Origin of the sequence: Idiomarina piscisalsi (assembly GCF_002211765.1) — a bacterium.
Lineage (GTDB): Bacteria > Pseudomonadota > Gammaproteobacteria > Enterobacterales > Alteromonadaceae > Idiomarina > Idiomarina piscisalsi_A.
In genome coordinates this window covers 704,623-730,878 of the sequence record NZ_CP022133.1, presented here as the reverse complement: position 1 = coordinate 730,878, position 26,256 = coordinate 704,623, and the positions used below count along the sequence as shown (strand labels likewise).

Sequence of the window (26,256 nt, the reverse complement as noted above, 5' to 3'; positions counted from 1 at the left end):
TTTACTATGAAGTTATATAATTATGCGTTAACCGCAACGGTTTTATTGGCTGCCAGCCAAGCAAGCCATGCCCAGGCGTTTGAAGACAAGTTTCGTCAACTCAATGACGACAAGTTTCGCAGCCCTAATGTTTATCGAACAGCTTCAGGCGCTCCGGGACATGAGTATTGGCAGCAAGAGGCTGACTATCATATCAAGGTGCAACTGGATGATGAAAACCAAAGCATTACCGCACAAAGTACTATTACTTACACCAATAATTCCCCTGATACCTTACGCTACCTGTGGGTTCAATTGGATCAAAACCGGTTCCGAAAAGACTCCATAGGTCCTCAATCAGACAGCACCAGCAAGCCGGAGCGCATCAGCTTTTCCCGCATGGAAAGCATGATGACACAGGAGAGTTTTCCAGCCGGTTATGAGCTGACAGAAATTAGCTATGACAACGGTGATCCGCTGGCTCATTATGTCAACGACACAATGCTGCGTTTGGACTTAGATGAGCCACTAAAAAGTGGTGAAAGCGTTACTTTTAATATCAATTGGGCTTTCAACATTATTGAAGCGGACGTACTCGGCGGTCGTGGCGGTTACGAATACTTCGAAGACGATGGTAATTACCTGTATGAAATGGCCCAGTGGTTCCCTCGCATGGCCGCTTACTACGATGTTGAGGGTTGGCAGAATAAACAATTCATTGGTAATGGTGAGTTTGCTTTAGAGTTTGGTGACTACCGCGTTGAAATTACGGTTCCCGCCGATCACATTGTTGCGTCAACTGGCGTACTGCAAAACCCCAAAGAGGTATTAACATCAACCCAGCGTCAGCGTCTTGAGTTAGCGAGAGGCTCAGATAAGCCTGTAAAAATTGTGACTCAAGAAGAAGCCCTGGAGAACGAAAAAGAAGGCACAGACGATACCAAAACCTGGATCTTCGAAGCGGACAAAGTGCGTGACTTTGCCTGGGCTTCTTCTCGCAAATTTATTTGGGATGCGCAGGGCTATAAGAAAAATGACACTGATGTTTTAGCAATGTCATTTTATCCAGAAGAAGGTAATCCACTTTGGGAACGCTATTCAACGGCCTCAATTCTTCACACCATTGAGCACTACAACGACTATAGCTTCGACTATCCATACCCTGTCGCTATATCTGTGAACGGGCCTGTTGGTGGTATGGAATACCCAATGATCACTTTCAATGGGCCTCGTCCTTATGTAGATGAAGACACTGGCAATAAGTACTACTCGGAGCGCACAAAGTACGGTCTGATTTCAGTCATCATCCACGAGATTGGCCATATTTACTTCCCAATGATCGTTAACACTGACGAGCGTCAGTGGACATGGATGGACGAAGGTATTAATACCTATCTACAGTTCTTAGCCGAGCAAAAATGGGAAAAGGACTATCCATCATGGCGCGGTGAACCTAGAAACATAACGAGTTATATGGCAAGCGCAAACCAAATGCCGATTATGACGAATTCAGAGTCTATCCTTCAGTTCGGCAACAACGCCTATGGTAAACCTGCAACCGCACTTAATATTTTGCGTGAAACCATTGTTGGACGAGAACTGTTCGACTTCGCTTTCCGCGAATATGCCTACCGCTGGAAGTTTAAACGCCCTACACCAGAAGATTTATTCCGCACACTTGAGGATGCCTCTGGTGTTGATCTGGACTGGTTTTGGAGAGGCTGGTTCTACTCTACTGATCATGTCGATATTGCATTGGACAACGTGCACTTGCTAACCGTAAACACGAAAGATCCAGAGATAGAGAAAGCTTGGCAGCAACAGCAAAAAGAACAGGAGCCGACGTCGTTAACCACTAAGCGTAACGCTGACGTTAATTATAAAATACATCAACAACCTCACTTAGCCGACTTCTATAATGAGCATGACGAGTTCACCGTCACTAATGCCGACAGAAATGAATACAATGAACTGTTAAAAGGTTTAAGTGATGAGCAAAAAGAAATGCTCAAAAATGGCAGTAATTTCTATGTGCTCGACTTTTCAAACCACGGCGGTTTAGTCATGCCAATTCTGCTCGATCTGCACTATGAGGACGGAAGCAAAGAGCACGTTCGCATTCCAGCAGAAATATGGCGCCGTTCACCAGAGGAAGTCAGTAAGTTATTAATACGCGATAAAACCCTAACTCAGGTTGTTGTTGACCCTAACTGGGAAACCGCTGATGTTGATACAACGAATAACTACTGGCCTGCTCGTGCCATTCCGTCAAGAATTGAACTGTTTAAGCGCGATGACCGTAAAGACAGTTTGATGGAGCGTTACGACGAAAAGTTGAAGTCTGATGATGAAAGCTAAAGTCTTTATTGCTTTACTAGTTGTTGTGCTGACGCTTCCGGCGTTGGCACACCGTTATTTTTTTGGACTGACTGAAATAAGCAGTAACCTAAATACAGGTGCCGTAGAGTTTGTTCACCAATATACGTTACATGATGTTCAACATGCGTTAAGCAAGCTCGCGGGCGAACGGTTTAGCCTTGATAAAGAGAATGCAGAAGCGGTATTAAAGCGCTGGGTTACCGATAATTTCTCAGTCAAAAATGTCGATGGCAAAAAGGTGGAGCTGACATGGGTTGGTTTTGAGGCTGACTATCAGAAAATATGGGTCTACCAAGAGCTTCCTGCGCAAAAAAATTTATGCGGTTGGGAGGTTTCTAATACCCTGTTATTCGACACTTTTTCCGCACAAGTCAACACCATTAACATTGTTGATGAATACGGAAACCGCAGTCTGATATTAACGGATGAAAACAGAACTGATATTATCAACTGCCAGAAAGAGAGTAAGGATTAAATAATGAATGCCGAGTTTGTAAACCCATTTCTTCAAGCGTTGCAAAATGTCTTGTCGATGATGGCACAAATGGAATTGAAACCGGGCAAGGCTCAGTTAAAGAAGGACGAGTATGCTCGTGGCGATGTATCCGGGATTATCGGCATGGTAGGCCCTCAAGTAAAAGGATCATTTTCTATTTCTTTTGAAGAGAACCTTGCTTGTGAAATTATGAATAAAATGCTTGGTGAATTACCTGATAGCATTAACGAAGATGTCTGTGACATGGTTGGTGAAATTACCAATATGGTTACGGGGGCGCCAAGAAGACGTTAGGCGAAAACGGTTACGACTTTGATATGGCCACCCCAATCGTTGTGTCAGGGAAAGACCATACCATTTCGCACAAGTCAGAAGGCTCTAAGCTTATAATGCCGTTCAACCACGTTGCGGGCAAAGCCTACATCGAGATTTGCTTCGACAAAATCAAGTGATTGAAACCGGCGGCTAGTAACGGTCGTCGTCTGCTGCACGGGCATAATTATCAAATCGGGATAAGTGCCCGTGAAACTTCAAGTCTACCTTACCAATAGGTCCGTTACGTTGTTTACCGATAATAATCTCGGCCATTCCTTTTTCAGCTGAGTCCGGATGATAAACTTCGTCCCGGTAAATAAACATGATCACGTCCGCGTCCTGTTCTATTGAGCCTGACTCACGCAAGTCCGAATTCACGGGGCGTTTATCTGAGCGTTGCTCAAGTGAACGGTTTAGCTGCGAAAGCGCAACGACCGGAACCTTAAGTTCTTTAGCAAGCGACTTTAATGAACGTGATATCTCCGCAATTTCCAACGTTCGGTTTTCAGACATCCCGGGCACCGTCATTAACTGAAGGTAATCCACCATAATCATCGAAATACCTTTATGCTCTCGATAAACCCGTCTCGCACGAGAACGAACCTCGTTCGGCGTAAGACCCGACGAGTCATCGATATAGATATTATTTCTGTCATTTAGCATGTTCATCACGGATGCGATTCGAGCCCAGTCATCATCTTCTAGTTTGCCAGTTCGAACCTTATTCTGATCGACACGGCTTAACGACGCCAGCATACGCATCATCAGCTGTTCAGCTGGCATTTCTAAGCTAAAAACTAAGACCGGTTTGTCATCATTAAGCGCTATGTTTTCAGCTAGGTTCATTGCAAAGGTGGTTTTACCCATTGAGGGTCGCGCAGCAACAATGACTAAGTCTGAAGGCTGCAAACCGGCTGTCATTTGATCTAGATCTGTGAAGCCAGTCGATACACCGGTAACGCCATTGTTATTCTTAAGCTTACTCAGCTGCTCTATTTTGCTAACGGTTCGCTCCAGAATTTGATTAATACCCTGGGGCCCTTCACTGGAGCTGACACGTTTTTCAGCAATCTGCAAAACTTTGGTCTCAGCTTCGTCTAATAACTGCGCGCTGGTTCGCCCCTGGTTATCATAGCCCGCTTCAACGATTTCATTAGCGGCGCCTATCATGTCCCGGACAATGGCCCGTTCTCTCACAATATTTGCGTAAGCTAGTATATTTGCGGCACTAGGTGTGTTCTTGGCAATTTCACCAAGATAGGCAAAACCACCAACCTGCTCTAGTTCACCACCGCTTTCCAATAGCTCAGAGACCGTAACCAAGTCCATTGGTTGACTGCGCTGAGCCAACTCGTTCATCGCTTTAAATATTAGCCGGTGAGCACGATGGTAGAAATCATCAGCAATAATACTTCCGGAAACACGATCCCATGCGTCGTTGTCGAGCATAAGCCCGCCTAAAACCGACTGCTCCGCCTCAATTGAATGCGGTGCTGAGCGCAATGCTTCAACGGATGCGTCTCGTTTCTTTGCTGTCTCTGCCATCGAAAAACCTAAGATAGGAAATAAAAAAGAGGGGAGTACTATACAAAATCCCCTCTTAATTAGAAAGCTCGTTTGCGCTCTAAGCTACTCTTTGCTTAACGTTATTTCTCCGCTAACAGTCGTTGCCGTAACGTCGGAGGTCGCATTACCAACTTTAAACTCTAACGCCGAAGACGGGCCCCATTCTGCTTTTTCTACTTTGTCATCCGTTAGACGGTTTTTTATCTTTCCGCCCGCATTCGATTTAATTGAGAAGTTAGCATGCAAATCACCTCTCCAACCAAAATCAACGTCGCCACTGACAGACTTGGCCTCAACCCGAGCTGATTCAGCCAGTTCAGCAATTAACTGAGCATCGCCACTGACTGTCGTCATTTTCGTCTTATTCAAGACGCCTAAGGTGGCATTAATATCCCCGGACACGGTCTGCAACGTCACCTCAGAAAGACGGTTCGACTCCACCGTTATATCGCCGCTAACTGCTTGGTATGAACCTTCAGTGGATTTATTGTCAGTATCGGTAATGTCGCCGCTAACCGTTTCAAAACTGCCATTGCCACTCATATTTTTTGCGGTAATATCACCGCTGACCGTTTTTAGATGAGCTGGCCCGCTAATGTTATGAATAACAATGTTGCCACTCACCAAGCGTACGTCAAAGTCATTTGTAAAACCTGCCGCGGTAACATCCATAGAAACGCCTTTAATATCGATATCCATTGAGTCCGGCGCGTAAACTTTTAAGTCAGAGCCTTCAGAGCTCGAGGAAGAAAAACTGAACCCCTTATTTTGAGGCGTTTTTACTTCAATATAAACGGTGTTACCACGCTGTTCGAAAATGAAATCTTCGGCGTCTTCATCAAGAGTTCCTACCACTCTGACGGTATCGCTGTCAGAAGTGAGCAATTCCAGTTTCCCGCGCATATTATCGATAGACAGCCGGCTGGTTGGTGACACCGCCAATTCCTTATCGACGGCATCTTGTGCTAAAGCCGATGACGTTATTAAAAGCAAAGCACTACTCAGTAAAGTAATGAACGTTTTCATGACATTCTCCTGGTTAAATTTCCTGAAGTTGTTTTGTTTTCGGTTGATACGACTGATTTATCAAGTTCAGTTCCTGTTGATTGACCCAAATAAGTAAATCCAGCAACTCTGGTTCAGAACGACTGTTTTTTAAAGCGCGTGTTATTTCGTCTCGGGCCATTTCCAACTCGTCTAGCTCACTTAGCAGTTGACTGTCGTCATACTGATAACCGGCTTGCTGATAGCCTGTTCTAAGTTGCGCTACCTGTTGTTTCTGGTCATTGTTTATCTTCTGCGCAATTTTATACAATGCCGATGTCGGTTGATTAAGCTCATTAACACTCAATTGCCAGCCACCCAGAAAAGTCAGAATGGCTAAGCTTGCAGCAACGGCTCCATACCAGAATGCTCGCACGGGCTTCGTCACATTCCTTTTTAACTGAATGCGCGACTCAACACCTGGCCATAAGTCTTTCTGTGGTCCCGGAGCCTTACCATTCATTTGCTCTATTAAGCTTTCTAACGTCGTTTTCTGGTTGTTGTTACTCATTTTCCAGCCACTCCTCAAGACTTTTTCTGGCACGGTGAAACTGAGCCTTACTCGTTCCTAAGGCAATTCCCAGAACATTCGCAATTTGTTGATGCGGCGCACCTTCTAACGCGTGTAACACAAACACCTGACGTGCCTGCTCCGGCAACCTGAATAACAGTGTATCCAATCGACTCAAGTCGGCATCACCTTTATCCGATGGCTCTACGCTGTCTTTTGACGAGTTTTTAAAGCGTTGAAACCATCGTTTTTGCCGACGTAACTCACTCAGGCAAATATGACTCGTGACACTGTACAACCATGTACTAAATTTTGACTCGAAGCGGAAGCTGCTCAGCTTCTCCCACAGCTGTACAAATACTTCCTGAGTTAAGTCATCAGCCATTACGCGGTCGCCACACAAACGGAACACCAGCCCATAAACATGGTTTAAATGTCGCTCATACAGTCGCTTGAACGCGCTAACATCACCATTTATTGCCTCAATGATGTCCTGCTCATCGGGGTCTGATTGCACTGTTGTCTCCGTCGCTTCTATTATTATTTAGGGTTTAGACGTTTGCCGAACCAGAAAGGTTTACATGAGATTTTTGATTGGCAAAAAAAAAGCTGCCCGAAGGCAGCTTTTCAAGTCGTTTATTGGCTGATATTACTCAGCAGCAACAACTTTCAGAGTGATATTTGCGAATACATCAGCATGCAAGTGCAATTCGATGTCAAATTCGCCTACTTCACGGATAGTTCCGTGAGGCATTAATACTTCGCTCTTCTTCACTTCAACGCCAGCAGAAGTTACTGCATCAGCAATGTCGCGAGTACCGATTGAGCCAAATAATTTACCTTCATCACCCGCTTTCGATTCAATAACAACCGCATCTAACGCGTTGACTTTTTCAGCGCGCGCTTCTGCAGCGGCTAAGTCGTCAGCTAATTTAGCTTCGTACTCAGCACGGCGTTGTTCGAACAGCTCGATGTTGCTTTTAGTTGCAGGTACTGCTTTTCCCTGAGGGAAAAGGAAGTTACGTGCATAACCAGATTTCACGCTTACTTGATCGCCAAGGCTTCCCAAGTTAGCAATTTTGTCTAATAAAATGATGTTCATTTTCTCGCTACCTCTACTTTTGGTAATCGAACCGCGCTAGCTTACTGATGTGAATCAGTATAAGGCAGCAGTGACAAATAACGAGCACGCTTAATTGCGCGCGCTAACTGACGCTGATACTTAGCAGATGTTCCAGTAATACGGCTAGGAACGATTTTACCGGTCTCGGTAATGTAGTTCTTAAGCGTAGCGATGTCTTTGTAATCAATTTCTTTTACGCCGTCTGCTTTAAAGCGGCAGAACTTACGGCGACGGAAAAAACGAGCCATGATGGTCTCCTTAAATCAATTCTAGATGCTGAGCGTGAAGCACAAGACGCGGCGTACCGCTACTGTCTTCGTGTCTGTGCAGAAAACCTTCTGCCAGAACTTCACAACCCACCGTCAATTTTTGTAACCAGTGTTGTAACCCTTCACCACTTAAAACGACTTGAATTCGCACATAAGACTGGCGACTCATTCCCGCTTCGGGTTGCATCGACCGATGCTCAATCACTAACTGCAAATGTTCTATACCCGATGGGCTAGTTTCCAGATTGGCAGTTTTGCTTAACGTTCCGGTTAAATGCAGTCGATTCATAGTGTATGGTCAGCTTGCTTTACGCAGCTTCACTGTCACCTTTGCGATCTTCCTTCGGCTTAGTCAGCGGCGAAGGTTCAGTAATCGCTTCTTTCTTACGCATGATCATGTTGCGTAATACTGCATCGTTAAAACGGAATGCAGTTTCAAGCTCTTCCACAACGTCTGCTGACGCTTCAATGTTCAAAAGAACATAGTGCGCTTTGTGCAGCTTGTTGATTGGGTAAGCCAATTGACGACGACCCCAGTCTTCTAGACGATGGATCTGACCACCACCTTGCTTGATCGTTTCGCTGTAGCGTTCGATCATGCCAGGTACTTGCTCGCTTTGGTCCGGGTGGACCATAAATACGATTTCGTAATGACGCATTACAGTTTCCTTTTGGTTCGTATAGCCTCGGTTCAGCTCAGCCGCACTGACGTAGAAGCAAGGAACTCAACTAGTAGTTTATACAATGGCTGATTTAAGCCGCGCGATACTATCAAAAAAAAACACCAACTGCAACTCAGTCGGCGTCTTTATGGGCTTTTTCTATGCGGGAACTCAGAAGAGAAACAAGTCGGTCAGCTAATTCGTTGGCAACGGCTTTTTCGCCACGGACAATTAAGTGATCAACCGGTTTTCCTTCTTTGAGGACCGATGCGTCTAACTGAACATGAGTCGCATCTTCAGTGACTGTTGTCTGTACCTGCCACTGTGACTCTTTTTCTTTAACAACATGCCACTCATGCCGCACTTGTAAACGATTTTTTATATCAATAACCAGTTCTTTTGCGGCTCGGCTATCTGCGCGGTCTAAATTAAAATCAAAAGAAACAAAAGGCTTCGTTGAACGCATCCATTCCGGGCTATCCCAGTTAGGCGTCCAGCTAATAAACAACACCGCGACCATCGCCAGTGCGATGCCAACAGGAATCAGCTTTCGTTTAAGATCCACTACGCTGCCTCACCACTTCAAACAAACAAACTCCACTGGCAACGGACACATTCAGACTACTGACACTGCCGCTCAGAGGAATAGCTATCAACTCATCACATGTCTCACGGGTAATACGGCGCATACCTTTGCCTTCAGCGCCCATCACTATAGCCACCGAACCTCTGAAGTCGATATCGTAAACGGACTTTGTCGCCTCTCCGGCAGTGCCGTACACCCAAACCCCCTGCTCTTGCAGGTCGCGCAAAGTTCGGGCTAAGTTAGTCACCACAATTAAAGGCACATGCTCAGCAGCGCCAGAGGCCACTTTTCGCACCGTTGGTGTAATTTGAGCGGACTTGTCTTTCGGCACGATAACGCCAGTTACGCCCGCTGCGTCGGCCGTTCTCAAGCATGCGCCAAGGTTATGCGGGTCAGTGACACCATCAAGCACTAAAAATAGCGACGATGTTTCTGAATTATCAATTAAAGGCAGCAAGTCGTGCTCTGTCAATGTCGGCGGAGAATGTACTGTCGCCACAACTCCTTGATGGTTGCCACCCTCAGACCGCTTCTCAAGAGCCTGCTTTGGTACCCATTGTGGTCGAATACCAGTGGCATAGCACTCGTTGACGATCTCTTTCACCGCGTCATCCTGACGTTCTTTTGAAACATATAGCTCAACCAAACGGTCAGGATGATTCTTCAAAATTGCCTTAACGGCATGCAAACCAAAAACAGTAACTTTCTGACTCATTGATTATTTCCGGTTCTTATTGCGAGAGGTCTTTTTACGCTGACCTCCGCGCTTACTTTTTGACGAGCGATTACCTTTCGGTTTGCCCGAACCTTTCTTTGGCATATCGCGCTTCTTACCACTTGGACTGGTTGCTTCCAGCAACGTTAAGTCAATTTTACGATCATCCAAGTTCACATCCTTAACTTTAACTTTTACGCTGTCACCCAGACGAAACACACTGCGGCTGTTCTCGCCGATCAACATTCCCTTCTGTTGGTCAAAGTGGTAGTAGTCATTGTCTAAATTACTGATGTGAACCAGGCCGTCAATTTGGTAGTCGCTCAACCGGATAAACAAGCCAAAGTTCGTCACTGATGATATGACACCGTCAAACTCCATACCAATATGGTCGAGCATAAATTCACACTTCAACCATTCATCAACTTGTCGTGTCGCATCATCCGCGCGGCGCTCAGTCATCGATGTATGCACACCGAGCTCGTCTAACTGAGTTTCTGAGTAGGCCCAAGCCCCCACCAGACCGTCTTCACTGCCGCTTTGCTTACGCAATATCGACTTAATCGCACGATGCAAAATGAGATCCGGATATCGGCGAATCGGTGAGGTGAAATGCGCGTAGCATTTCAGCGCCAAGCCGAAATGGCCTTTGTTCTCAGGCTGATAGACCGCTTGCTGCATAGAACGCAACAACATGGTTTCAATTAATTCGTGATCCTGGCGGTCTTTTACTTCATCCAATAGCTTTGCATAGTCTCTGGGAGTCGGTTCTTCGCCTCCGCCTAAATTCAAGCCAAGCTCGCCAAGAAACGCTCTGAAACTCGTGAGACGTTCATCACTCGGTGTTTCGTGAACGCGGAATAATGCCCCCACTTCTTTGTCCGATTCAATTAACTGAGCGGCCGCCACATTTGCCATAATCATGCATTCTTCAATTATCTTATGTGCAACGTGACGCTTAACTGGTTCAATACGCTCAATCTTGCGTTGAGCATTAAATATAAAGCGTGTTTCCTGAGTATCAAACTCAATAGCTGAACGACGTTTTCGCGCCGCACTTAACGCATTATACAGCTTTCGTAATTCCTCTATGTTGCCAAGAACCGGTCCATACTGCTCTCTTAGCTCTTTGTCACCGTCAAGGATATCCTTGACTTTGTCGTACGTTAATCTTGCATGGCTTTTCATAACCGCGGGGTAAAACTGGGACGCTTTGAGCTTACCTCTCGGGCCCAGCTCCATCTCTGCAACCATGCATAGCCGGTCAACATCCGGGTTCAGTGAGCAAAGACCATTTGACAGTTTCTCCGGTAACATCGGAATCACGTTATTCGGGAAGTAAACCGAATTACCGCGTTCAGTCGCTGATTTGTCCAAAGCTGTATCAGGACGGACATAATAAGACACGTCTGCTATCGCAACCCACAGACGCCAGCCCTTTTCTTCAGGCATACAGCAGACCGCGTCATCGAAGTCACGCGAGTCCGCACCATCGATGGTAATTAATGGCAGCTCTCGTAAGTCCACACGACCTTCATAAGCTTCTTTAGGCACTTCTTCACTGTACTTTGACAGCTCATTATCAATCCCTTGAGGCCACTCGTTAGGAATGTCATGCTCGCGAATGGCGACTTCAATTTCCATGCCCGGTGCCATGTGCTCACCCAATACCTCAGTAACACGCCCGATAGGGCTGGTACGGCGGCTGGGGCGACGTGTAATTTCAACGACAACAAGCTGTCCATGGCGGGCGCCATTCTTGTCGGCGTCGGGAATTAAAATGTCTTGGCTAATTCGATTATCATCCGGCACGACAATGCCAAGATCATGTTCGATAAAATAGCGCCCAACGATATTACTGTCACGCGGCTCAGTCACCCGAACAATTCGCCCTTCTGTCTTACCGCGACTGTCTTTACCACTTTTTTTGACTAATACGCGGTCACCATGAAGGACAGAATACATTTGATGGTGAGGAATAAATAAATCCGGACCACCTTCGTCTGGCTGGCAGAATCCAAAGCCGTCCTTGTGACCAATAATACGACCTTTAATGAGATCCATACGCTCAGGTAGGCCATACGCATTGGCTTTACTGTATATCAGTTGCCCGTCGCGTTCCATGGCTCGCAAACGTCTCTTAAGACCAATCGACTGGCGCTCGTCATCAAGTTTAAAAACGCGAATAAACTCATCAAAAGGCACAGGCTTCTGGTTATCTTTCACTAACTGCAGTAGCTGCTCGCGACTTGGAATTTCGACTTCGTATTCGGGCATTGTTTTATTATCTGACATAGAATCCTATTTACTGTTGTTCGGTTAAAGTACCGATGCTCAACAGTATACGTGCTGTGGAAGGCATTGTCAGTGTTTGCTTGTATTTTGAGCGTTTGCCTCCTAAATTAATTCAAAAAATAGATTGTTGAGTGACACAAGATGTTTTAACTTGGATCAATATAGAAGTAAGGCTGTACTTAATGATATGAAGCAAATCGCGCCAAACAACAGAACATCATCGCCGGTCTGTGCATTAGGCAGACTCTGTGCGTGCTTGTTAATCATAGTCTTCAGCCTGGTTACCTATTCCTTGCCGTCATCGATTGATGCGCCTGGGGTCTCCTCCCATAAAGACACGCTGAACGTTACAGCATCAATCCAGCTATCACTTGAAGCGGGATCAGCGCAAGACGGCGACGAGTATGACAAAGCACTGGTCGACACACCGACATACAGTTATTTACATCTTCCCACGGCAATAACCCTATCACTACGCCTAATATCATCAGTCGAAGCTAAAAAATGGTATAGACCGAGAGAGCCTCCTTTTCTCCTTTAAAAAAGACAAAACCTATTTTTTAAAGGAGTAACACAATGAATGAATTTAAAGAGATTCAATGGTCTTCAGATGAAGATAAAGCGATGCTTCATAGCCGCTCGCAAGATAACGAGACTGCAAGCTGGACAGACAACGCACTTCGTGTAATGGATGACTTTGATGTGTCATCACCAGTGCAATTATCGGAAAGCACAACACTTATGGACGCGGAAAAGAGTATGCGTAAGCAGTCTCAGCGCTATGCCTGTATCCATAACCGCAATTCTCAAATAATAGGGTTACTAGCCCTTAGAGAACTTCACGGGAGAAAAGCGACCCAAACGACAACAAGCACTCAGACTTTCTGGGAAGAGTTAACCGCAAAGGATCTAATGACACCTTTGTCAGCTTTACCACAAGTCAGCCTCAAAGATGTTCAGAAGTCACGAATTGGTGACGCCGCAGCGACATTAAAATCTAGCGGGAGAGACTTTATTGTCGTCATCAGCGATGGGGAGGTGTACGGAATCATTTCTTCACTAAAGATAGCTGAATTAACCGGCGAATCAGTCAATGTCTTTCATTTACCTTCTACTTTTGCTGAGATCATCTCTGCGGTGACTCACAAAGAGCTTATTGATTAATAGTCTAGAGGTAGGAGCCCCCTCGGGGGCTCTTTTTATAGATTTTCCAGCTCTTTCTCCAGCTCTTTCATTGCTTTCTGAGTACGAAACTCTTCATAGAGCGCCGCCTTAGATTGCGGATCAAGCTGACGGTTTGACTCTTCAACTAAGGTATCAAAGGTTTCTCGAGTGTCTTCTTTAACAACTAAAGCACACAGATACTTTTTACCATCAATTTGCGCTAGAGAAATTTCCTGAGGCGTTGAGCCTTCCAACGTCTCACTTGAAACCTGTTTAGTGACTTGTTCAAACGTTGAGCCGACATCACTTTTGCCTTCAGCTTGCAGCTTTCTGTTATACAACTTATCCAGCACGCTAGCCTTTATGCTAATTTGCTGTGCCATGTCCGCACGCGCTGCAGCAACCGCCTGAGGCCTGTCAACGGACATATTGCCTGACCAATCAACACAAGCGGATGACGCTAACCCTTTATCAGATTTAGGAAGAAATACCCAGCCTGGCGCAGAGTCTTGTGGGTTACCCGTAACAGCCTGCATTTGACTATTAGCCTGTGCTGAAGATCTTTGTGTTTCCGTTTGCTTGGGCTGAGATGCACACGCAGCTAACGCACAGCAAACGCCAATAGTAAGTATGTGTTTTTTCATAGTTATAAACCCAGTGCTTGTTGATAATGAGCTTCACGCTCAGTGACTTTTGTTAAATAGTTCTTTGTTTCAGTTGCTGGCAAATAAGTCATAAGATGCTGATACACCTGCGCAGGCGACATTTGATTAGCTGCCTTACTCGCTTTCTTTAGCGACGTTGTATTGGCCATTGCCCGCGCTACGTTACCCGGCCCCGTATTATATGCGGCAATTGCCATGTAAAAGCGAGACTGGCTATTACGAACATTTTTAAAATAACGATTTAGCAATAAATGAAAGTAGACACTTCCGGCCTGAATATTCCGATTCGGATCGAACAGATATTCCGGGCTTAATAAGCGCTGTTGGCCATGTAGAAATTGCGTAATATCCTTTCCTGCCGAAGTCGGCACTATTTGCATTAAACCAAACGCGGGAATATGGGAGCGGGCTAACGGGTTAAAGCTAGACTCAGTGTGAATAACGGCAATAACTAACTCTGTAGGGAGTCCCCATTGAAGCGCATAAGTTTCGGCTGCGGGTAGCACTCGTTTAACACGTTCAGACACTGCGGCCTCTGGCATCTTAACCGTCACTGACGCTCGATTACCTGAGCGTCTTACTTTTTGTGGAGACATTTTTTGTTCGTCGACATTATAGCCCAGCAATGACTCAGACCGTCTCGGTTGGCGCTGAGAACGATTGTTAACTGCCATACCAGCATTAATTATAATAGGGTCGGATTCTGCCGCTTCTTCAGCTGACGTTTCATTCAGGCGCTTAATTTCAGATTTGGCAGTGCCTAGTACATCGCTATCATCGGCTTCACCCAATACCTCGACAGTTATAGTATTATTCTCATAATCAACGATAGTGCGACGATTCTTATCTTCTGAATATTCCACCCAACGTTTTTTATCGGGTAATTTAGCGTCCTCCCATTTTTCAGCAATTTCATTTTTATACGCTTGCTCTGCCTTTTTCCAACGTTCGACAAATGCTTGAAACTCTTGCTCGCGCTTATTCTGAAACTCTTGAAACTCAGCCTGCTGCTCCCTAAGATACCGTTCAAATTCAGCATCATCCTGTGCAACCGTACTAAAAATACTGAGACTAAAAATAGCTAGATAAATCGTCGGCTTTTTCAGCATCTTCCCGCTCCTTTTGTTCTTCAGCATTCAGCTTTAACTGACGGCATTCTACTGAGTCGCAACTGCTGGTTACGTCAATAACAGACTGCCAACGACCATCAGAAAACCAAATCGATGACACCGCGTATTTCGCCGCATTCAAAGTCAGTGCATTTTTATTAAGGTTTGCATCCAGATAGTTTAACCGTTGCGATTCTGGCGCCAGCTTTGCAATTAATGCTACTGCATCAGCTGAGGAGTATGTGTGTGACAGTGCTTCTCTAAGATAGGGTTTTATCTCATCCAGCCTTTTATTTTGAGCTAAAAACCACGCCACTCTTACTGCCAGACCGGCAATATTTAACGACCAATCTTTTATTTCAGACTCACCGGTACAATGAAGCCACCCTGAATCATTCCATGAGTTGAACTCATCTATGTTTGCCTGAAGGAAAGAAACCTCGTCTGGAACAGTAGCACTAACGCGTTCACTTAAACGCTCTTTAACTTTCTCACGAAGTGGCATAGTAAGAGCACTGCGACACGCCTTTTGCCATACCTGACTTGGTAACTCAGCGTCGGTTTTTACTCTTGCTCCATTACCTGATACTTCCTTTTCAAACCGACTCAACTCTGGCGGCTCTGAGGCTAAAGCAAGCTGGGACAAAAGCCCCAGCGATGCAATGAACCATTTCATCATAGGTTATCTTCTTCCGAAACTTTACCTGACGCGCCTTGTGGGTTCGCCGCTTGACCATTTTGACCACCATAGACCCGAATATTACGGCCGGAGCTGCTTGGATTAGCTGTACCGCCGGCTTCCATCTCACGTTTAGCTTCGCGTGACACAGCCTCTAAAGACGGGGAGTAAACCGAAACAGTATACATCCAGTGACCATCTTCGCTCGTAAAGCTTCGGTTACTGACGCCTGGAGGAAGTTGACCTTTGGTTACAGCGCCATATTCGTCTGACATTTTCATCTGGTTCAGAAAGACCGTACGTTCACTATCTAGCTTTTTCGCTGTTGTAGGATCTTCAAGACGAGGGTCCCCGCCGTACTCAAACTGCTGATTGGACTCTATCTGATCTTCACTGAAACTACCTTGCCAGTAAACTTCATCTCCCTGCATAGTACCCAATAAAGCTGAGCGAGCACGTGTTTGTGATTGGCGTTTAGCTGCGTCTTTTAATTTTCGTGCGACACGCGCATTACTGTTGTCACGGATTATTGCAGAGCCATAGCCCATTAGAATCACTTCACCTGTTTCAGCGTGCGTTAAAATCTTGGCTCCCATCGGCGGTAAAACACCGCTGTTAATATCGGCGACTACCTGTTTGAATACTTCATTCGGGTCCGTCGTTACGGCAACAGCGCCATGGCTATCACGAATTTGAGCCCGTGTTTTAGGGGTAGAAATTAGGCTAACCCGAACTGTCTTGTCATCAACGTTGTCATAAACATCAAAAGTGACGTAGCCAGATAGAGACCCCGACACTGACTCGGCACAGTTTTCCATCATTGAGGTTGACTCATTAGCCACGGAGTCAGAGCCCGTATCAATAACATCCATTGAAGTTTGCACAGCATTCTCGCATAGTTGCTCAATGCCGTTCATATTTTCAATAAGTTGCTTCTTCGCAATAAGCGCCGCTTGATTGTACGCGCCACGTTTAGAAAGCAACGTCGCATTCATATTGTCATAGGTGTTATAGCTCGAGCTGCCAATAGACAAAATACCAGTCCCACTGCCTACCTGCACCAACCGGATACCGTCCTGGTTTTCGTCGACCAGCTGCTGGTGCGCTGCTTTTACCGCTGTTTTCTCGTCTTTTCCGACTACCACATTACCTTTCGTTACGACATCAGCAGACTCAACATTTTGCCCCGGACGTGCCGGAGTCATGTCAGTTAAATCAAAATCCTGTGCGAACGTTGGTAACGCGGCCAACAGAGCTAAACTTAAAAGCGAACGTTTCATCATGTATTTTCCTTAATCAAACCGAATAGTAAATTCATTGTTTATTTGAGCTTTTGGTAAGCTTTGAGCCGCTATCGGTCGCATAGACTGATGCAAAGCAGCGACTAATTCACCGGTGGCTCCGGCATATCGCAAGCTGGCTCTGTAATAGTCACCCTGACTATTCACCACCACGTCTTTCACGCCGCCTAAAGTCGACAAAATAGAAGATAACTTATCAGGCTGAGCTAAGTAGCGCGTGTGTATGAAAATATCACGCACCATGCCACCTTCAGCGACGACCTGATTAAATGACTTTTTCAATGTTTTCCGCAGTGACTTTTGTTGCTCAGGAGTCGCCAGGTGCACATCAATAAGGTCATGTTCGACCTGAGCACTTGTCGGCAGCGATAATAAGCTTGGCTCATTTCGCCAAAGGCCGTATTGCTGTCCTGATAAATCCTCTACTGTGACACTGAGCTGCAGTCGGCTATTGGCACCCCGTTCTCGAAGAATCGAGTCAGCGTTAATCACCAAGTTGGCGTGAGGGCTATATTCAATGCCCTGCTCAGAAAGCCAGTCTTTCAGCAAGCTACTCAGTGGTTCAGGCGCTTGAACATTCACTCGCGGTGAACCTATAGCCGTCAGCACATCTTTCGCAGCCTGAGCAATAGGTTGCTTTTCCACCACTGCTTTTATTGTTACTTCAATGCCGTTATCAGGCAGTTCTCGACTGTTAAGCAGAGACCACTCTTTAACGAGCCCTTGTGATCTTGTATGCAATTGTTGAGAAATCACTTCGTTCACCGAGAACTCATCACCGCTCTCGCTCGAAGACTCCTCGGTCGTTGAGAACTGAGTATTCTGCTGAGTCAGCCACATACCAACGACTTGTGAGACTGCACGTTTTAATGCATCCATCTCTGCTTGGGTGCGCGCTGTACGACCGTTTTCGTTATCCGGCCAGCCTTCGCCTATAACCGTCACTAACACATTCTCGGCTGCAGCATCCCAGTCACCGCCATCCGCTTGACCGCTCGATTTTGGCAAGCTGCCTGTTTTTAAGCGAACAGTGACACAGGTATCACTGCCCTGAAGACGAGGGGACGAAATATCAACAGGCATTTGCTGAATGCTCAGACCTTGTTGCTGCAAGTCACTTAACTCTCTAATCCAGGTCGATGTCTCTGTATCAATATCTTCCTTTGACGTCTGTTGCGCTAGCAACTTAGGTGATGACAGAAACTGTGCAACTTGCGACAGAGCATGCATTTTTGCCGATTCTATCGCCGGCGCTCCGCGCCCGTAGGCGCAAGCTTCCGCTTCAATACCGCGCATTGAGCTCAGAGAAATCTGAGCTAATGCACTGTATGACGCTACACTGGCTAGCACACCAAAGCTAAGTGCTAGTTTTCTCATGTGCGCGACTCCAAAAAGCCTGAAGGGGTGCCAACGGAAACCGCAAAAATCTTAGTGCCATTTGAGGGACGATAAATACCATTCGCTGCCGAGCGCTCAATTCGATCCGCTAAATCGCTGTTCTTCCAAACCGCAATTTCACCAATAGCACTATTGCGAGAAGGATTCACATTGGCCACGCCAATTGGCTCAACAAAGCCAGCTTCATATTGGAAAATAATCATGGTCTCATTGGGTAATACACCGGCATTCTGACCGCGATCCAAACTTACTTGATTACCTTTGATACCTAGGACCTGAGCCGTTGCCGGCATTTCTGAAAGCATACGCGTCAGCAAAATATCAATACCGCGAGACGTCATATCGTTAATCACCGCATTAACGTGCGCAGGATCGTGGTAACGAAAGCCTGTTTCATAACGGTTATTAACCATCACATACTTCAGCTCACTGCGTTCGCGAACGTCTTCCGATTTAACCCGAATTTTTCCTAAGTTCGGATAAGACATTAGTTCGCGTGTAAACGGATTCAAAACCGCCGTTGTAAGTTCTAATGTGTAATCCATCCAACCAGTAATTGAACCTTCACTTTTCACTGTACGGAGCGTATCGAGCTTGACAATAAAATCGGGTTTTAACACTTTCTGGCTGCCCGCTCTTTTCGCAAGAGCTTGAGCTCCCTGCTGCTCCATGAAAATTTGCTTTTCCTGAGAAATAACATCGTCGTCACGAGTAATGATTCTAAAGCGGTTAATACCCGCAAACTGGTTTTCCAGCATAAATAATAACTGTTTGTCATCATACTGACGCAGAGCTTCTACGCCTTGACCTTCTCCACCAACATCGGTACCCGCAAAGTACATGCGAACAGTTGGCTTCTTAAGCGGACAAGCATCAGACTCTGTCGCTGGATTGAAAGTACAATTCTGTAGTCCTTGAGTATCAAAGTACGCAGGAACTTTAATATCCTGATCATCAAAATTATAAGCGCTACGAGCAACACTGGCATTTGACGCCCGGTTCGATACTTTCGCCGTTTGTGTTTGGTCAGCTTGACGCGTCTGACAAGCACTAAGAGATACAACAGCCAATGCTGTGATAGTGAGTTTCGTCACTAACTTCATAATTCACTTCCTTTTTCAAAAAGCCAGTTTTGTATAGGGGTATCTAAAATCGAACGCAATTGTTCTAGGGCATGGTTTCTGGCCATATCCGCCGATACGCCGGTTCCGACAACAGAGATATGCTCTTGCCTAAACACTCTGAAAGGAGACTTAGGCTGAGTTAACTCTGCGCTCAAATCCAATTTATGTTGATAAGCGCCCTTGTGCTGTCTTGTTTTATGGCTTGGCTTCAGCTGTAACCATAAAACTGTTTCTGACGCGGAAGGGAGTTGCTTATCAATGGTTCCTGCAATACGTTGCAGTGAGCTGTCAGCAATCACTCGAACACCGTAACGCTGCCATACCTTAGCAACATGACTTAAATTGTCTCGAAATTTATTTTTAAGCGCATCATTAGCTGCGTCCAAACCGGTCAGGGCTCTTTCAAGCCTCAATCCGTAGCTGTTCGCCTCCCGATACTTCAATGCCCAAAGCACCTTATCAACCGCGGATGACTGAGCAGGAAAATTCAGCGTTGCCAGGGAAGTCAGCTCATCCTGAAGAAATCGAACCACCTCATCTTTACTAAGAGTCGCCTGCACGTAGTTCACGCCCGATGCTTTATCAACAAACTGCTTAGTCACAGTCACTTTATTCACATCAATTGAAAGCGTGCTACTGATAACCGACTGTTTAAAGTATTGAGATGTTTCTGCGGGCGTCTTTTCAAAAACAGAGACGCTTTCAGCAGACACCGACTGACTGACTTGAGCAATAATTTCTGCTATTGCGGCGCGTTTCGCTTCAGAATTCGACGAACCGCTACCAACAGCTATTAGTTGCCCGTTGGTATTTTCTGATTTGAAAACCCAGTCCGGCAGCTCTTGCGCGGCTATAGAAAAGCTGAAGGTGGTCATTATTACGACCACCCAATAACGGATAGACATTACCCTTTAGCTTCTAACTCTTCCTGAAGCGCATTAATAGCTTCAATGGTTTCTTGCTCTAGAGTTATAATTTCGTTGGCGTCAGATGCTAAATCGATTTGATCTTTTGCACGTAGGATAGCCAAACCAAGGTTGTTGTCGGCAGTTTGTTCGTTACCGCTCATCCATCCTGAGACCATACCTAAGCTGCCCGCTTTAGCGACAGTGGTAGAGTGCTCACTTAAAATGATCGCAGCTTGTGCTAGTTGCAAGGTAATTTCAGTCGCTAATTTCGTATTTTGCTCAGACACACCTTCAATTGCTGAGTTATAAGCGGCCAGTTTTGGACCTATTTTTTCGTCTTCCGTTTGAGCTTTTTCGTCAAACGCGATGATCGCAGCTCGCAACTCTTCTTCTGATTTCCCCTGATGAGCCGTTAAAAACGCTTGTACATCAACATAGTTTTCCGTCTGGGTACGATACTCACCCATTACGTTGTACTGACGCTCCAAGATAGAAGCACAGATATTTAAGAATTCATCGACACCTGGCTGAATCTCAACACGATTAAATCCGAGCTCTTCCATTTCCACAGAAAGGTCAGCAACGGCCTGGTTTCGGTCTAAAGTCGCAGCGTTTTCATTTGAAGTAGACATACACGCACTGAGTACAACTGCGGCTAGTGGTGCAACGATCCATTTTTTCATAATACTTTCCCTCAGAGGCCTTGAGCCAAATCAACATTTTTATTACATAGGCTTAGTTAAGCCATAATGGTGAATGTAAAGAAAGCGTTAAGAAGGATCAATCAATTTTTAAATTTTTTTAAAAACAGGATCGAGAAATCGGCTTTCGAATGACTGAAAGCTATATAAGGTAAATAAAGGATTTATATATGGTGGCGCTGGACGGACTTGAACCGTCACTCCCGAAGGAACCTGATTTTGAATCAGGCGTGTCTACCAATTCCACCACAGCGCCAATTTTGCGGGGTGAGTTACCAAGGAAGGTAACGGGTCGGGATTATACCCGCGATACTTAGCTAATCAAGCGAAAATTATCGAAAAGTGCCTTTCTCCCTTCTGACTGATGATTCATTAACCACATTGCGTTGAAACGGCCCTTAATGTCACTCGCCATCTACCGTGTTAGTATAGTACCCATTAAAAACAGTGAACACTTACACAATGACATCAAACGCTCAAGAATTACACGCCAGTTTTCCAAGCGCAGGTTTCCTCCGTCGCTTAGCAGCCTGGGTATACGATTTTTTGGTGGCTGTCGCTATTATCATGCTCGCGTCAGCGTTGGCGTTAGGCTTTGCCGCAGCCTTAACCGCGTTAGGTTGGATTCAGCTGACAGAAGGACTGGATCATGCCGGATGGCTTGCTCAGGGACCTTGGTACAGCATTTACTTAATCAGTGTATTAACTATCTTCTTTGGTTGGTTCTGGAAACGCTCAGGCCAAACCATTGGGATGAGAGCCTGGCGTCTTAAATTACAAAACCGCGATGGCAGCCGCTTAACTTTAAAGCAGACCATTATTCGGCTACTGACTTGCTGTGCGGGGTTGGGGAATGTGTGGGTTTTGGTCGACTTTAAAAATCGCCGAGCCTGGCATGACTATGCTGCAGGCACAGAGGTAGTGACTTTATCAAAAGAAGCGAATCAATTATTTTACTGGAACGAGCTCTGATCCTCGTTCCAGTATATGCTTTATCCCGCTTTTTTCTGCATGAAGTAAACGGCTAAGCCGGCAAATACAATACTCGGTAGCAATGCCCCAAGAAATGCCGGTATTTGGTAAACCTGCGCTAGCGGACCAAATATCTCATTACTAACGTGGAAGCCAAAACCAGTAATAACCCCTAGTAAAATCCGGGCTCCCATGGTAGTTGAGCGGAGTGGTCCAAAGATAAACGAAAGCGCAACCAGCAGCATGACAGCAACGGTTACCGGGGCTAGCAGTTTACGCCATAAGGCAAGCTCATAACGTTTTGCAGACTGCTGATTTAATTCCAGATAGTTCAAATAATCTAATAATCCGGAAACCGAGAGCGACTCAGGCTTTATGGTAACCACACCTAATTTATCGGGTGTTAACGTTGACTGCCATTGAACACTGCTTTTTCTGGTAGAATTGACTCGACTTTCACCCAGCTCGGTAATCACTACATCTTGCATACGCCAGGCACCATTTATAAACAGAGCGGTTTGCGCATAGGTCGCTTTCTGCAATTCACGGCTTTCGTCAAAGTCATAAATAATAACGTTATTAAGGCGCCCCGTATCCTCAACTTCACCGATATTGATAAAATCCGAGCCATCTTTTGCCCAGACACCTTGCTGAGCTGAAATTAGACTGCCTCCGGAAATCTCCTGCGAACGAATTGCCCGGCCTGTCGATTCCATAGGAGGAGCCACCCATTCACCAATAGCCATGACAGCGACCATCATAATAATGGCGACTTTCATTACCGCCGCTATGATATTGAGTCGGGAGCGGCCAGCCGCTAACATCACCACTAATTCAGAGTTGCTGGCCAACAAACCAACACCAATTAGCCCGCCAAGCAACGCGGCCATAGGAAAAAACAACTCGACGTCACGAGGTAGACTATAAAACACGAATAATGCCGCATCGAGAGTATCGTAACTGCCCCGCCCTACTGCCTTTAACTGCTCCACAAACCTTATCAGTGCAGACAGTCCTGTCAGAACAGCAAGACTCATTAATGAAGTTTTTAATACTGTCAGGCCAATGTACTTATCCAGAATGCTCAACATGGTTAACCTCGCTTATTCCGGATACTAAAACGTGACAAGAGTTTTAAGCCCAACGGCCGACCTTTGCCAATTAGAATGAAGCCAAAAATCAACAAAATGAGATGAATCCACCAAAGTCCTATCATCGAGGGAATGACACCATCTCTTACTGCCGCTTTCGCGGCCATTAGCACCAGAAAGTAACCAAGGTAAATCAAGAAAGCCGGGGCCATTCGCGCAAACTTGCCCTGCCTTGGGTTTACGCGACTAAGTGGCACCGCAATTAACGTTAATAACGGCATTGCCAAAGGAATAGCAATACGCCATTGGAACTCTGCTACGGCCGCGTTGCCCTGCGTTTCCAATAACTCCAGTGTTGAGTAGTTCTCTAGTTTTCGGGCCTGACTATCCGTTTCCTGCTCTTTTATTTGCAAGCGATAGTTATCAAAAGTCATGGTCTGATAGCTACTCTGATCGCCGGAGTAACGATGTCCCTCACCCAATTCTAGCCATTGAGAGCCGCTGTCTTCACTGATCACATTTCCCGTTTTAGCCATCACGACACTGCCTGAGCGTAACTCATCACCCTCGTGGCTATGTTGAGCAACAAAAATTTCCTGAAGCCGGCCTTCTTCGTCAACATCTTGCACGAAAATAACCGCTTTTTGGTTACTCGCCTGTTGAAAGCGTCCCGGCATTAGCGCCGTCAAGCCACTCTCCGAACGGGCTTTTTCTTCCACTTGTTGTTCCTGTTCTAATGCCCACGGCACTAGCCATAACGTCAATGCGCCGGTCACCAACGCCAGAATCAGCGATAGAACCAATGTCACCCGGGTCACGTACCATTCGCTGACACCACAAGCATGTAAGATTGTCATTTCATTGTCAGCGTATATGCGTCCATGAGCCAGCAAAATGCCCAAGAACAAGCTTAAGGGAAGAATTAGCGCCAGTAAGGCTGGTAAATTCAGCGACAACAATTGAAAAATGACGCTGCCGGGAATATCGCCCTCAGAGGCATCGGACAACACACGTACAAATTTCTGACTGACGAATATAGCCATCAGAATAAAAAGCACAGCAAGCTGTGATTTTAGTGTTTCACTGATTAAATACCGAAATATGCGCACTAATGTTCACTCATGTAACTTAGGTTTTTACTGGAATAGCTGCGATTTTTAAGTAAAATTGTTATTTTAACAACAAAATGTCTAAAGAGCTAAACTATAGCAGGCATTAAAGCCACCTGAAACAGGAGCACTGTCATGGAGTTCAGCGTCAAAAGTGGTAATCCGGAAAAACAACGTTCTGCGTGTATTGTCGTAGGTGTCTTTGAACCCCGTCGGTTATCGGGTGTAGCAGAACAGCTGGACAAGGTCAGTGATGGCTATTTAAGCAACTTATTGCGCCGCGGTGACTTAGAGGGGAAATCAGGGCAAGTTCTGTTATTGCATCATGTTCCCAATATTTTAGCTGAGCGAGTACTGCTGGTTGGCTGTGGTAAAGAACGCGAGCTCGACGAGCGACAGTATCGTCAAATTATCGCGCGTACCATAAATACATTAAACGAAACCGGCTCCATGGAAGCCGTATGCTTTTTAAGTGAACTGCACGTAAAAGGTCGCGATACCTACTGGAAAGTCAGGCAAGCTGTGGAAGCAGCACGTGGAGCCTTATATAACTTCAATGAATTAAAAAGTAAGAAAGAAGAGCCGCGCCGTCCGCTGCGCAAGTTAGTCTTTAATGTGCCCAGCCGAAAAGAACTCACGTTAGGTGAGCAAGCCGTGCAGCATGGTCTGGCCGTCTCTACGGGTATGGACGTTTGCCGTAACGTTGCTAACATGCCACCGAACATTTGCACGCCCCGCTACCTCGCTGAGCAAGCCAAAACAATGGCCGAAAACTACGATAATTTAAGCGTCACAACGGTTGAAGAAGCTGAGATGGAAAAGCTGGGCATGAACGCCTACTTAGCGGTTGGCAGAGGCTCAGAGCATGAATCAGTGCTCACATTAATGCATTATAAAGGCGCTCCCGATGATCAAGCTCCAATCGTATTGGTCGGTAAAGGTCTAACGTTTGACTCCGGTGGTATTTCAATAAAACCGTCCGCCAATATGGATGAGATGAAGTACGACATGGGCGGTGCCGCCGGTGTATTAGGCGCGATGCAGGCACTGGCTGAATTGCAACTTCCAGTCAATGTCATTGGTGCTGTCGCCGGCTGTGAAAATATGCCCGACGGCAAAGCGTATCGCCCGGGTGACATTCTAACCACCATGAGTGGGCAAACGGTAGAAGTCCTGAATACTGACGCAGAAGGTCGTCTGGTACTATGCGATACACTCACCTACGTAGAGCGTTTCGAGCCCGACTCAGTTATTGATTTGGCGACACTCACCGGTGCCTGCGTTATTGCTCTGGGAAGTCACGCTTCAGCGGTACTGAGTCAACACAACCCGCTTGCTCACGAAATTCTGAATGCCGCCCAGCAAAGTGGCGATAAAGCCTGGCGGATGCCGTTATGGGACGAATATCAGCCGATGCTGGACAGTCCATTTGCTGATATGGCCAACATTGGTGGTCGTGAGGCCGGCACAATAACAGCGGCCTGCTTCTTGTCTCGTTTCACCAAAAAGTACAACTGGGCGCACATGGATATCGCCGGCACAGCTTGGCAAGGCGGCAAAGAAAAAGGTTCTACCGGGCGCCCGGTGCCGTTATTGACCCAGTTCTTAATTAACCGATGCTCGAGCGAGGCGGTCGAATAATATGCCCTCAGCTACGTTTTTTATGATGCCGGAAGCGTCAGAGGATGAGCAAACTGCGTTAATTTGCGATAAGATCGCTGAACTTTACAGAAAACATAAACGACTGCGGGTCTGGGCTCAAAACCAGGCTCAGGCTGAAGCGTTAGATGAGCTATTATGGCAACGGCCAGCGGATGCCTTTATTCCGCATAATTTAGTAGGAGAAGGCGCCGCGACCGGCTCACCGGTAGAAATTGGCTGGCCGCAGACCGAGCCTGGATCAACACGACCGGGCTACGCGCTATTCAACTTAGCCAATGAAGTGCCTGTACAGGCACAACAAAGTCAGCAACTGTATGACATTGTGCCTGCTTCAGATGAAGGAAAAGCAGTTGCCAGAGAACGTTACAAACATTACCGGGCTCGCGGTTGCCAAATGCACACCGTCCCCCTGATATCCGAACAGAAGTAAGGT

Annotated in this window: 27 protein-coding genes, 1 tRNA gene and 1 pseudogene; 7 read left to right on the top strand and 22 right to left on the bottom strand. The window is 46.1% G+C overall.

Annotated elements, in window-relative coordinates; translation table 11 throughout:
- Positions 1 to 6: 6 nt before the first annotated feature.
- The 3 genes and pseudogenes from CEW91_RS03425 (at position 7) to CEW91_RS03415 (ending at position 3,306) form a co-directional block, all read left to right on the top strand.
- Entirely contained in the window at positions 7 to 2,337 is a 2,331-nt protein-coding gene (locus tag CEW91_RS03425; RefSeq protein ID WP_088767688.1) for a M1 family metallopeptidase, read from the top strand.
- Positions 2,324 to 2,833: a DUF6702 family protein gene (locus CEW91_RS03420; protein ID WP_232507021.1), complete on the top strand. Its 510-nt coding sequence runs from the start codon at positions 2,324 to 2,326 to the stop codon at positions 2,831 to 2,833. The genes CEW91_RS03425 and CEW91_RS03420 overlap by 14 nt, the downstream gene beginning before the upstream one ends.
- Positions 2,834 to 2,836: 3 nt before the next feature.
- Positions 2,837 to 3,306: pseudogene (locus CEW91_RS03415) on the top strand (chemotaxis protein CheX).
- A gap of 13 nt (positions 3,307 to 3,319) precedes the next feature.
- Here CEW91_RS03415 and dnaB read toward each other — a convergent pair.
- The 11 genes from dnaB to rnr form a co-directional block, all read right to left on the bottom strand.
- Positions 3,320 to 4,714 (bottom strand): replicative DNA helicase, encoded by a 1,395-nt coding sequence (dnaB, locus tag CEW91_RS03410; protein ID WP_088767686.1) that lies wholly within the window; start codon positions 4,712 to 4,714, stop codon positions 3,320 to 3,322.
- A gap of 84 nt (positions 4,715 to 4,798) precedes the next feature.
- The gene (locus tag CEW91_RS03405) at positions 4,799 to 5,761 is read right to left on the bottom strand and encodes a DUF4097 family beta strand repeat-containing protein (RefSeq protein ID WP_088767685.1); all 963 of its coding nucleotides are present in this window, start codon (positions 5,759 to 5,761) and stop codon (positions 4,799 to 4,801) included.
- A gap of 13 nt (positions 5,762 to 5,774) precedes the next feature.
- Positions 5,775 to 6,290, bottom strand: a complete 516-nt coding sequence (locus CEW91_RS03400) for a hypothetical protein (protein WP_088767684.1) — start codon at positions 6,288 to 6,290, stop codon at positions 5,775 to 5,777.
- Positions 6,283 to 6,807, bottom strand: a complete 525-nt coding sequence (locus CEW91_RS03395) for an RNA polymerase sigma factor (protein WP_088767683.1) — start codon at positions 6,805 to 6,807, stop codon at positions 6,283 to 6,285. Before CEW91_RS03395 ends, CEW91_RS03400 begins: the two co-directional genes overlap by 8 nt.
- 132 nt (positions 6,808 to 6,939) lie before the next feature.
- Positions 6,940 to 7,392, bottom strand: a complete 453-nt coding sequence (gene rplI, locus CEW91_RS03390) for a 50S ribosomal protein L9 (protein ID WP_088767682.1) — start codon at positions 7,390 to 7,392, stop codon at positions 6,940 to 6,942.
- 41 nt (positions 7,393 to 7,433) lie between these two features.
- A complete protein-coding gene (gene rpsR / locus CEW91_RS03385) occupies positions 7,434 to 7,661 on the bottom strand; it encodes a 30S ribosomal protein S18 (RefSeq protein ID WP_011235166.1) in 228 nt (75 codons plus the stop codon).
- Between the two features lie 10 nt (positions 7,662 to 7,671).
- Entirely contained in the window at positions 7,672 to 7,971 is a 300-nt protein-coding gene (gene priB / locus CEW91_RS03380; RefSeq protein WP_088767681.1) for a primosomal replication protein N, read from the bottom strand.
- A gap of 19 nt (positions 7,972 to 7,990) precedes the next feature.
- The gene (gene rpsF / locus CEW91_RS03375) at positions 7,991 to 8,341 is read right to left on the bottom strand and encodes a 30S ribosomal protein S6 (protein WP_088767680.1); all 351 of its coding nucleotides are present in this window, start codon (positions 8,339 to 8,341) and stop codon (positions 7,991 to 7,993) included.
- 136 nt (positions 8,342 to 8,477) lie between these two features.
- A complete protein-coding gene (locus tag CEW91_RS03370) occupies positions 8,478 to 8,909 on the bottom strand; it encodes a signaling protein (protein WP_088767679.1) in 432 nt (143 codons plus the stop codon).
- Positions 8,899 to 9,645 (bottom strand): 23S rRNA (guanosine(2251)-2'-O)-methyltransferase RlmB, encoded by a 747-nt coding sequence (gene rlmB / locus CEW91_RS03365; protein WP_088767678.1) that lies wholly within the window; start codon positions 9,643 to 9,645, stop codon positions 8,899 to 8,901. The genes CEW91_RS03370 and rlmB overlap by 11 nt, the downstream gene beginning before the upstream one ends.
- A gap of 3 nt (positions 9,646 to 9,648) precedes the next feature.
- A complete protein-coding gene (rnr, locus tag CEW91_RS03360; protein ID WP_088767677.1) occupies positions 9,649 to 11,940 on the bottom strand; it encodes a ribonuclease R in 2,292 nt (763 codons plus the stop codon).
- Positions 11,941 to 12,516: 576 nt separating this feature from the next.
- On the opposite strand from rnr, the gene CEW91_RS03355 reads away from it, so the two are divergent.
- Positions 12,517 to 13,104, top strand: coding sequence for a hypothetical protein (locus CEW91_RS03355; protein WP_088767676.1), 588 nt, complete (start codon positions 12,517 to 12,519; stop codon positions 13,102 to 13,104).
- 35 nt (positions 13,105 to 13,139) lie between these two features.
- Here the strand turns inward: CEW91_RS03355 and CEW91_RS03350 are convergent, their stop codons facing one another.
- The 9 genes from CEW91_RS03350 to CEW91_RS03310 form a co-directional block, all read right to left on the bottom strand.
- Positions 13,140 to 13,640, bottom strand: a complete 501-nt coding sequence (locus tag CEW91_RS03350) for a hypothetical protein (RefSeq protein WP_232507020.1) — start codon at positions 13,638 to 13,640, stop codon at positions 13,140 to 13,142.
- A 110-nt stretch (positions 13,641 to 13,750) separates the two neighbouring features.
- Positions 13,751 to 14,878, bottom strand: a complete 1,128-nt coding sequence (locus CEW91_RS03345; RefSeq protein WP_198400883.1) for a transglycosylase SLT domain-containing protein — start codon at positions 14,876 to 14,878, stop codon at positions 13,751 to 13,753.
- Positions 14,841 to 15,557 (bottom strand): hypothetical protein, encoded by a 717-nt coding sequence (locus tag CEW91_RS03340; protein ID WP_088767673.1) that lies wholly within the window; start codon positions 15,555 to 15,557, stop codon positions 14,841 to 14,843. Before CEW91_RS03340 ends, CEW91_RS03345 begins: the two co-directional genes overlap by 38 nt.
- Positions 15,554 to 16,840 carry a hypothetical protein gene (locus CEW91_RS03335; RefSeq protein ID WP_232507019.1) on the bottom strand — a complete coding sequence of 429 codons (1,287 nt, stop codon included), beginning with the start codon at positions 16,838 to 16,840 and terminating at the stop codon, positions 15,554 to 15,556. Before CEW91_RS03335 ends, CEW91_RS03340 begins: the two co-directional genes overlap by 4 nt.
- Before the next feature lie 9 nt (positions 16,841 to 16,849).
- Positions 16,850 to 18,235: a hypothetical protein gene (locus tag CEW91_RS03330; protein WP_088767672.1), complete on the bottom strand. Its 1,386-nt coding sequence runs from the start codon at positions 18,233 to 18,235 to the stop codon at positions 16,850 to 16,852.
- The gene (locus CEW91_RS03325) at positions 18,232 to 19,359 is read right to left on the bottom strand and encodes a hypothetical protein (RefSeq protein WP_088767671.1); all 1,128 of its coding nucleotides are present in this window, start codon (positions 19,357 to 19,359) and stop codon (positions 18,232 to 18,234) included. The genes CEW91_RS03330 and CEW91_RS03325 overlap by 4 nt, the downstream gene beginning before the upstream one ends.
- A complete protein-coding gene (locus tag CEW91_RS03320; RefSeq protein ID WP_088767670.1) occupies positions 19,356 to 20,285 on the bottom strand; it encodes an LPP20 family lipoprotein in 930 nt (309 codons plus the stop codon). The genes CEW91_RS03325 and CEW91_RS03320 overlap by 4 nt, the downstream gene beginning before the upstream one ends.
- Positions 20,285 to 20,971: a hypothetical protein gene (locus CEW91_RS03315; protein ID WP_088767669.1), complete on the bottom strand. Its 687-nt coding sequence runs from the start codon at positions 20,969 to 20,971 to the stop codon at positions 20,285 to 20,287. Before CEW91_RS03315 ends, CEW91_RS03320 begins: the two co-directional genes overlap by 1 nt.
- 189 nt (positions 20,972 to 21,160) lie before the next feature.
- Positions 21,161 to 21,245 (bottom strand) — tRNA-Leu (locus CEW91_RS03310).
- Between the two features lie 206 nt (positions 21,246 to 21,451).
- Here CEW91_RS03310 and CEW91_RS03305 point away from each other — a divergent pair.
- A complete protein-coding gene (locus CEW91_RS03305; RefSeq protein ID WP_088767668.1) occupies positions 21,452 to 21,961 on the top strand; it encodes an RDD family protein in 510 nt (169 codons plus the stop codon).
- 20 nt (positions 21,962 to 21,981) lie between these two features.
- On the opposite strand, the gene lptG is transcribed toward CEW91_RS03305, so the two are convergent.
- On the bottom strand, positions 21,982 to 23,052 hold the full coding sequence (gene lptG, locus CEW91_RS03300; protein ID WP_088767667.1) for an LPS export ABC transporter permease LptG: 1,071 nt from the start codon (positions 23,050 to 23,052) through the stop codon (positions 21,982 to 21,984).
- A gap of 2 nt (positions 23,053 to 23,054) precedes the next feature.
- Positions 23,055 to 24,161 (bottom strand): LPS export ABC transporter permease LptF, encoded by a 1,107-nt coding sequence (lptF, locus tag CEW91_RS03295; RefSeq protein WP_088767666.1) that lies wholly within the window; start codon positions 24,159 to 24,161, stop codon positions 23,055 to 23,057.
- 135 nt (positions 24,162 to 24,296) lie between these two features.
- Here lptF and pepA point away from each other — a divergent pair, with 135 nt between their 5' ends.
- Together pepA and CEW91_RS03285 are read left to right on the top strand one after the other, a co-directional pair.
- Positions 24,297 to 25,802, top strand: a complete 1,506-nt coding sequence (gene pepA / locus CEW91_RS03290; protein ID WP_088767665.1) for a leucyl aminopeptidase — start codon at positions 24,297 to 24,299, stop codon at positions 25,800 to 25,802.
- A gap of 1 nt (position 25,803) precedes the next feature.
- A complete protein-coding gene (locus tag CEW91_RS03285; RefSeq protein ID WP_088767664.1) occupies positions 25,804 to 26,253 on the top strand; it encodes a DNA polymerase III subunit chi in 450 nt (149 codons plus the stop codon).
- Positions 26,254 to 26,256 lie beyond the last annotated feature (3 nt).

What these genes read in the sequence shown, in the direction of transcription:
- CEW91_RS03425 (WP_088767688.1), top strand. Translation starts at nt 7, where the DNA reads ATGAAGTTATATAATTATGCGTTAACCGCAACGGTTTTATTGGCTGCC.
- CEW91_RS03420 (WP_232507021.1), top strand. Translation starts at nt 2,324, where the DNA reads ATGATGAAAGCTAAAGTCTTTATTGCTTTACTAGTTGTTGTGCTGACG.
- dnaB (WP_088767686.1), bottom strand. Translation starts at nt 4,714, where the DNA reads ATGGCAGAGACAGCAAAGAAACGAGACGCATCCGTTGAAGCATTGCGC.
- CEW91_RS03405 (WP_088767685.1), bottom strand. Translation starts at nt 5,761, where the DNA reads ATGAAAACGTTCATTACTTTACTGAGTAGTGCTTTGCTTTTAATAACG.
- CEW91_RS03400 (WP_088767684.1), bottom strand. Translation starts at nt 6,290, where the DNA reads ATGAGTAACAACAACCAGAAAACGACGTTAGAAAGCTTAATAGAGCAA.
- rplI (WP_088767682.1), bottom strand. Translation starts at nt 7,392, where the DNA reads ATGAACATCATTTTATTAGACAAAATTGCTAACTTGGGAAGCCTTGGC.
- rpsR (WP_011235166.1), bottom strand. Translation starts at nt 7,661, where the DNA reads ATGGCTCGTTTTTTCCGTCGCCGTAAGTTCTGCCGCTTTAAAGCAGAC.
- priB (WP_088767681.1), bottom strand. Translation starts at nt 7,971, where the DNA reads ATGAATCGACTGCATTTAACCGGAACGTTAAGCAAAACTGCCAATCTG.
- rpsF (WP_088767680.1), bottom strand. Translation starts at nt 8,341, where the DNA reads ATGCGTCATTACGAAATCGTATTTATGGTCCACCCGGACCAAAGCGAG.
- rlmB (WP_088767678.1), bottom strand. Translation starts at nt 9,645, where the DNA reads ATGAGTCAGAAAGTTACTGTTTTTGGTTTGCATGCCGTTAAGGCAATT.
- rnr (WP_088767677.1), bottom strand. Translation starts at nt 11,940, where the DNA reads ATGTCAGATAATAAAACAATGCCCGAATACGAAGTCGAAATTCCAAGT.
- CEW91_RS03355 (WP_088767676.1), top strand. Translation starts at nt 12,517, where the DNA reads ATGAATGAATTTAAAGAGATTCAATGGTCTTCAGATGAAGATAAAGCG.
- CEW91_RS03350 (WP_232507020.1), bottom strand. Translation starts at nt 13,640, where the DNA reads ATGCAGGCTGTTACGGGTAACCCACAAGACTCTGCGCCAGGCTGGGTA.
- CEW91_RS03345 (WP_198400883.1), bottom strand. Translation starts at nt 14,878, where the DNA reads ATGCTGAAAAAGCCGACGATTTATCTAGCTATTTTTAGTCTCAGTATT.
- CEW91_RS03340 (WP_088767673.1), bottom strand. Translation starts at nt 15,557, where the DNA reads ATGATGAAATGGTTCATTGCATCGCTGGGGCTTTTGTCCCAGCTTGCT.
- CEW91_RS03335 (WP_232507019.1), bottom strand. Translation starts at nt 16,840, where the DNA reads ATGATGAAACGTTCGCTTTTAAGTTTAGCTCTGTTGGCCGCGTTACCA.
- CEW91_RS03330 (WP_088767672.1), bottom strand. Translation starts at nt 18,235, where the DNA reads ATGAGAAAACTAGCACTTAGCTTTGGTGTGCTAGCCAGTGTAGCGTCA.
- CEW91_RS03325 (WP_088767671.1), bottom strand. Translation starts at nt 19,359, where the DNA reads ATGAAGTTAGTGACGAAACTCACTATCACAGCATTGGCTGTTGTATCT.
- CEW91_RS03320 (WP_088767670.1), bottom strand. Translation starts at nt 20,285, where the DNA reads ATGTCTATCCGTTATTGGGTGGTCGTAATAATGACCACCTTCAGCTTT.
- CEW91_RS03315 (WP_088767669.1), bottom strand. Translation starts at nt 20,971, where the DNA reads ATGAAAAAATGGATCGTTGCACCACTAGCCGCAGTTGTACTCAGTGCG.
- CEW91_RS03305 (WP_088767668.1), top strand. Translation starts at nt 21,452, where the DNA reads ATGACATCAAACGCTCAAGAATTACACGCCAGTTTTCCAAGCGCAGGT.
- lptG (WP_088767667.1), bottom strand. Translation starts at nt 23,052, where the DNA reads ATGTTGAGCATTCTGGATAAGTACATTGGCCTGACAGTATTAAAAACT.
- pepA (WP_088767665.1), top strand. Translation starts at nt 24,297, where the DNA reads ATGGAGTTCAGCGTCAAAAGTGGTAATCCGGAAAAACAACGTTCTGCG.
- CEW91_RS03285 (WP_088767664.1), top strand. Translation starts at nt 25,804, where the DNA reads ATGCCCTCAGCTACGTTTTTTATGATGCCGGAAGCGTCAGAGGATGAG.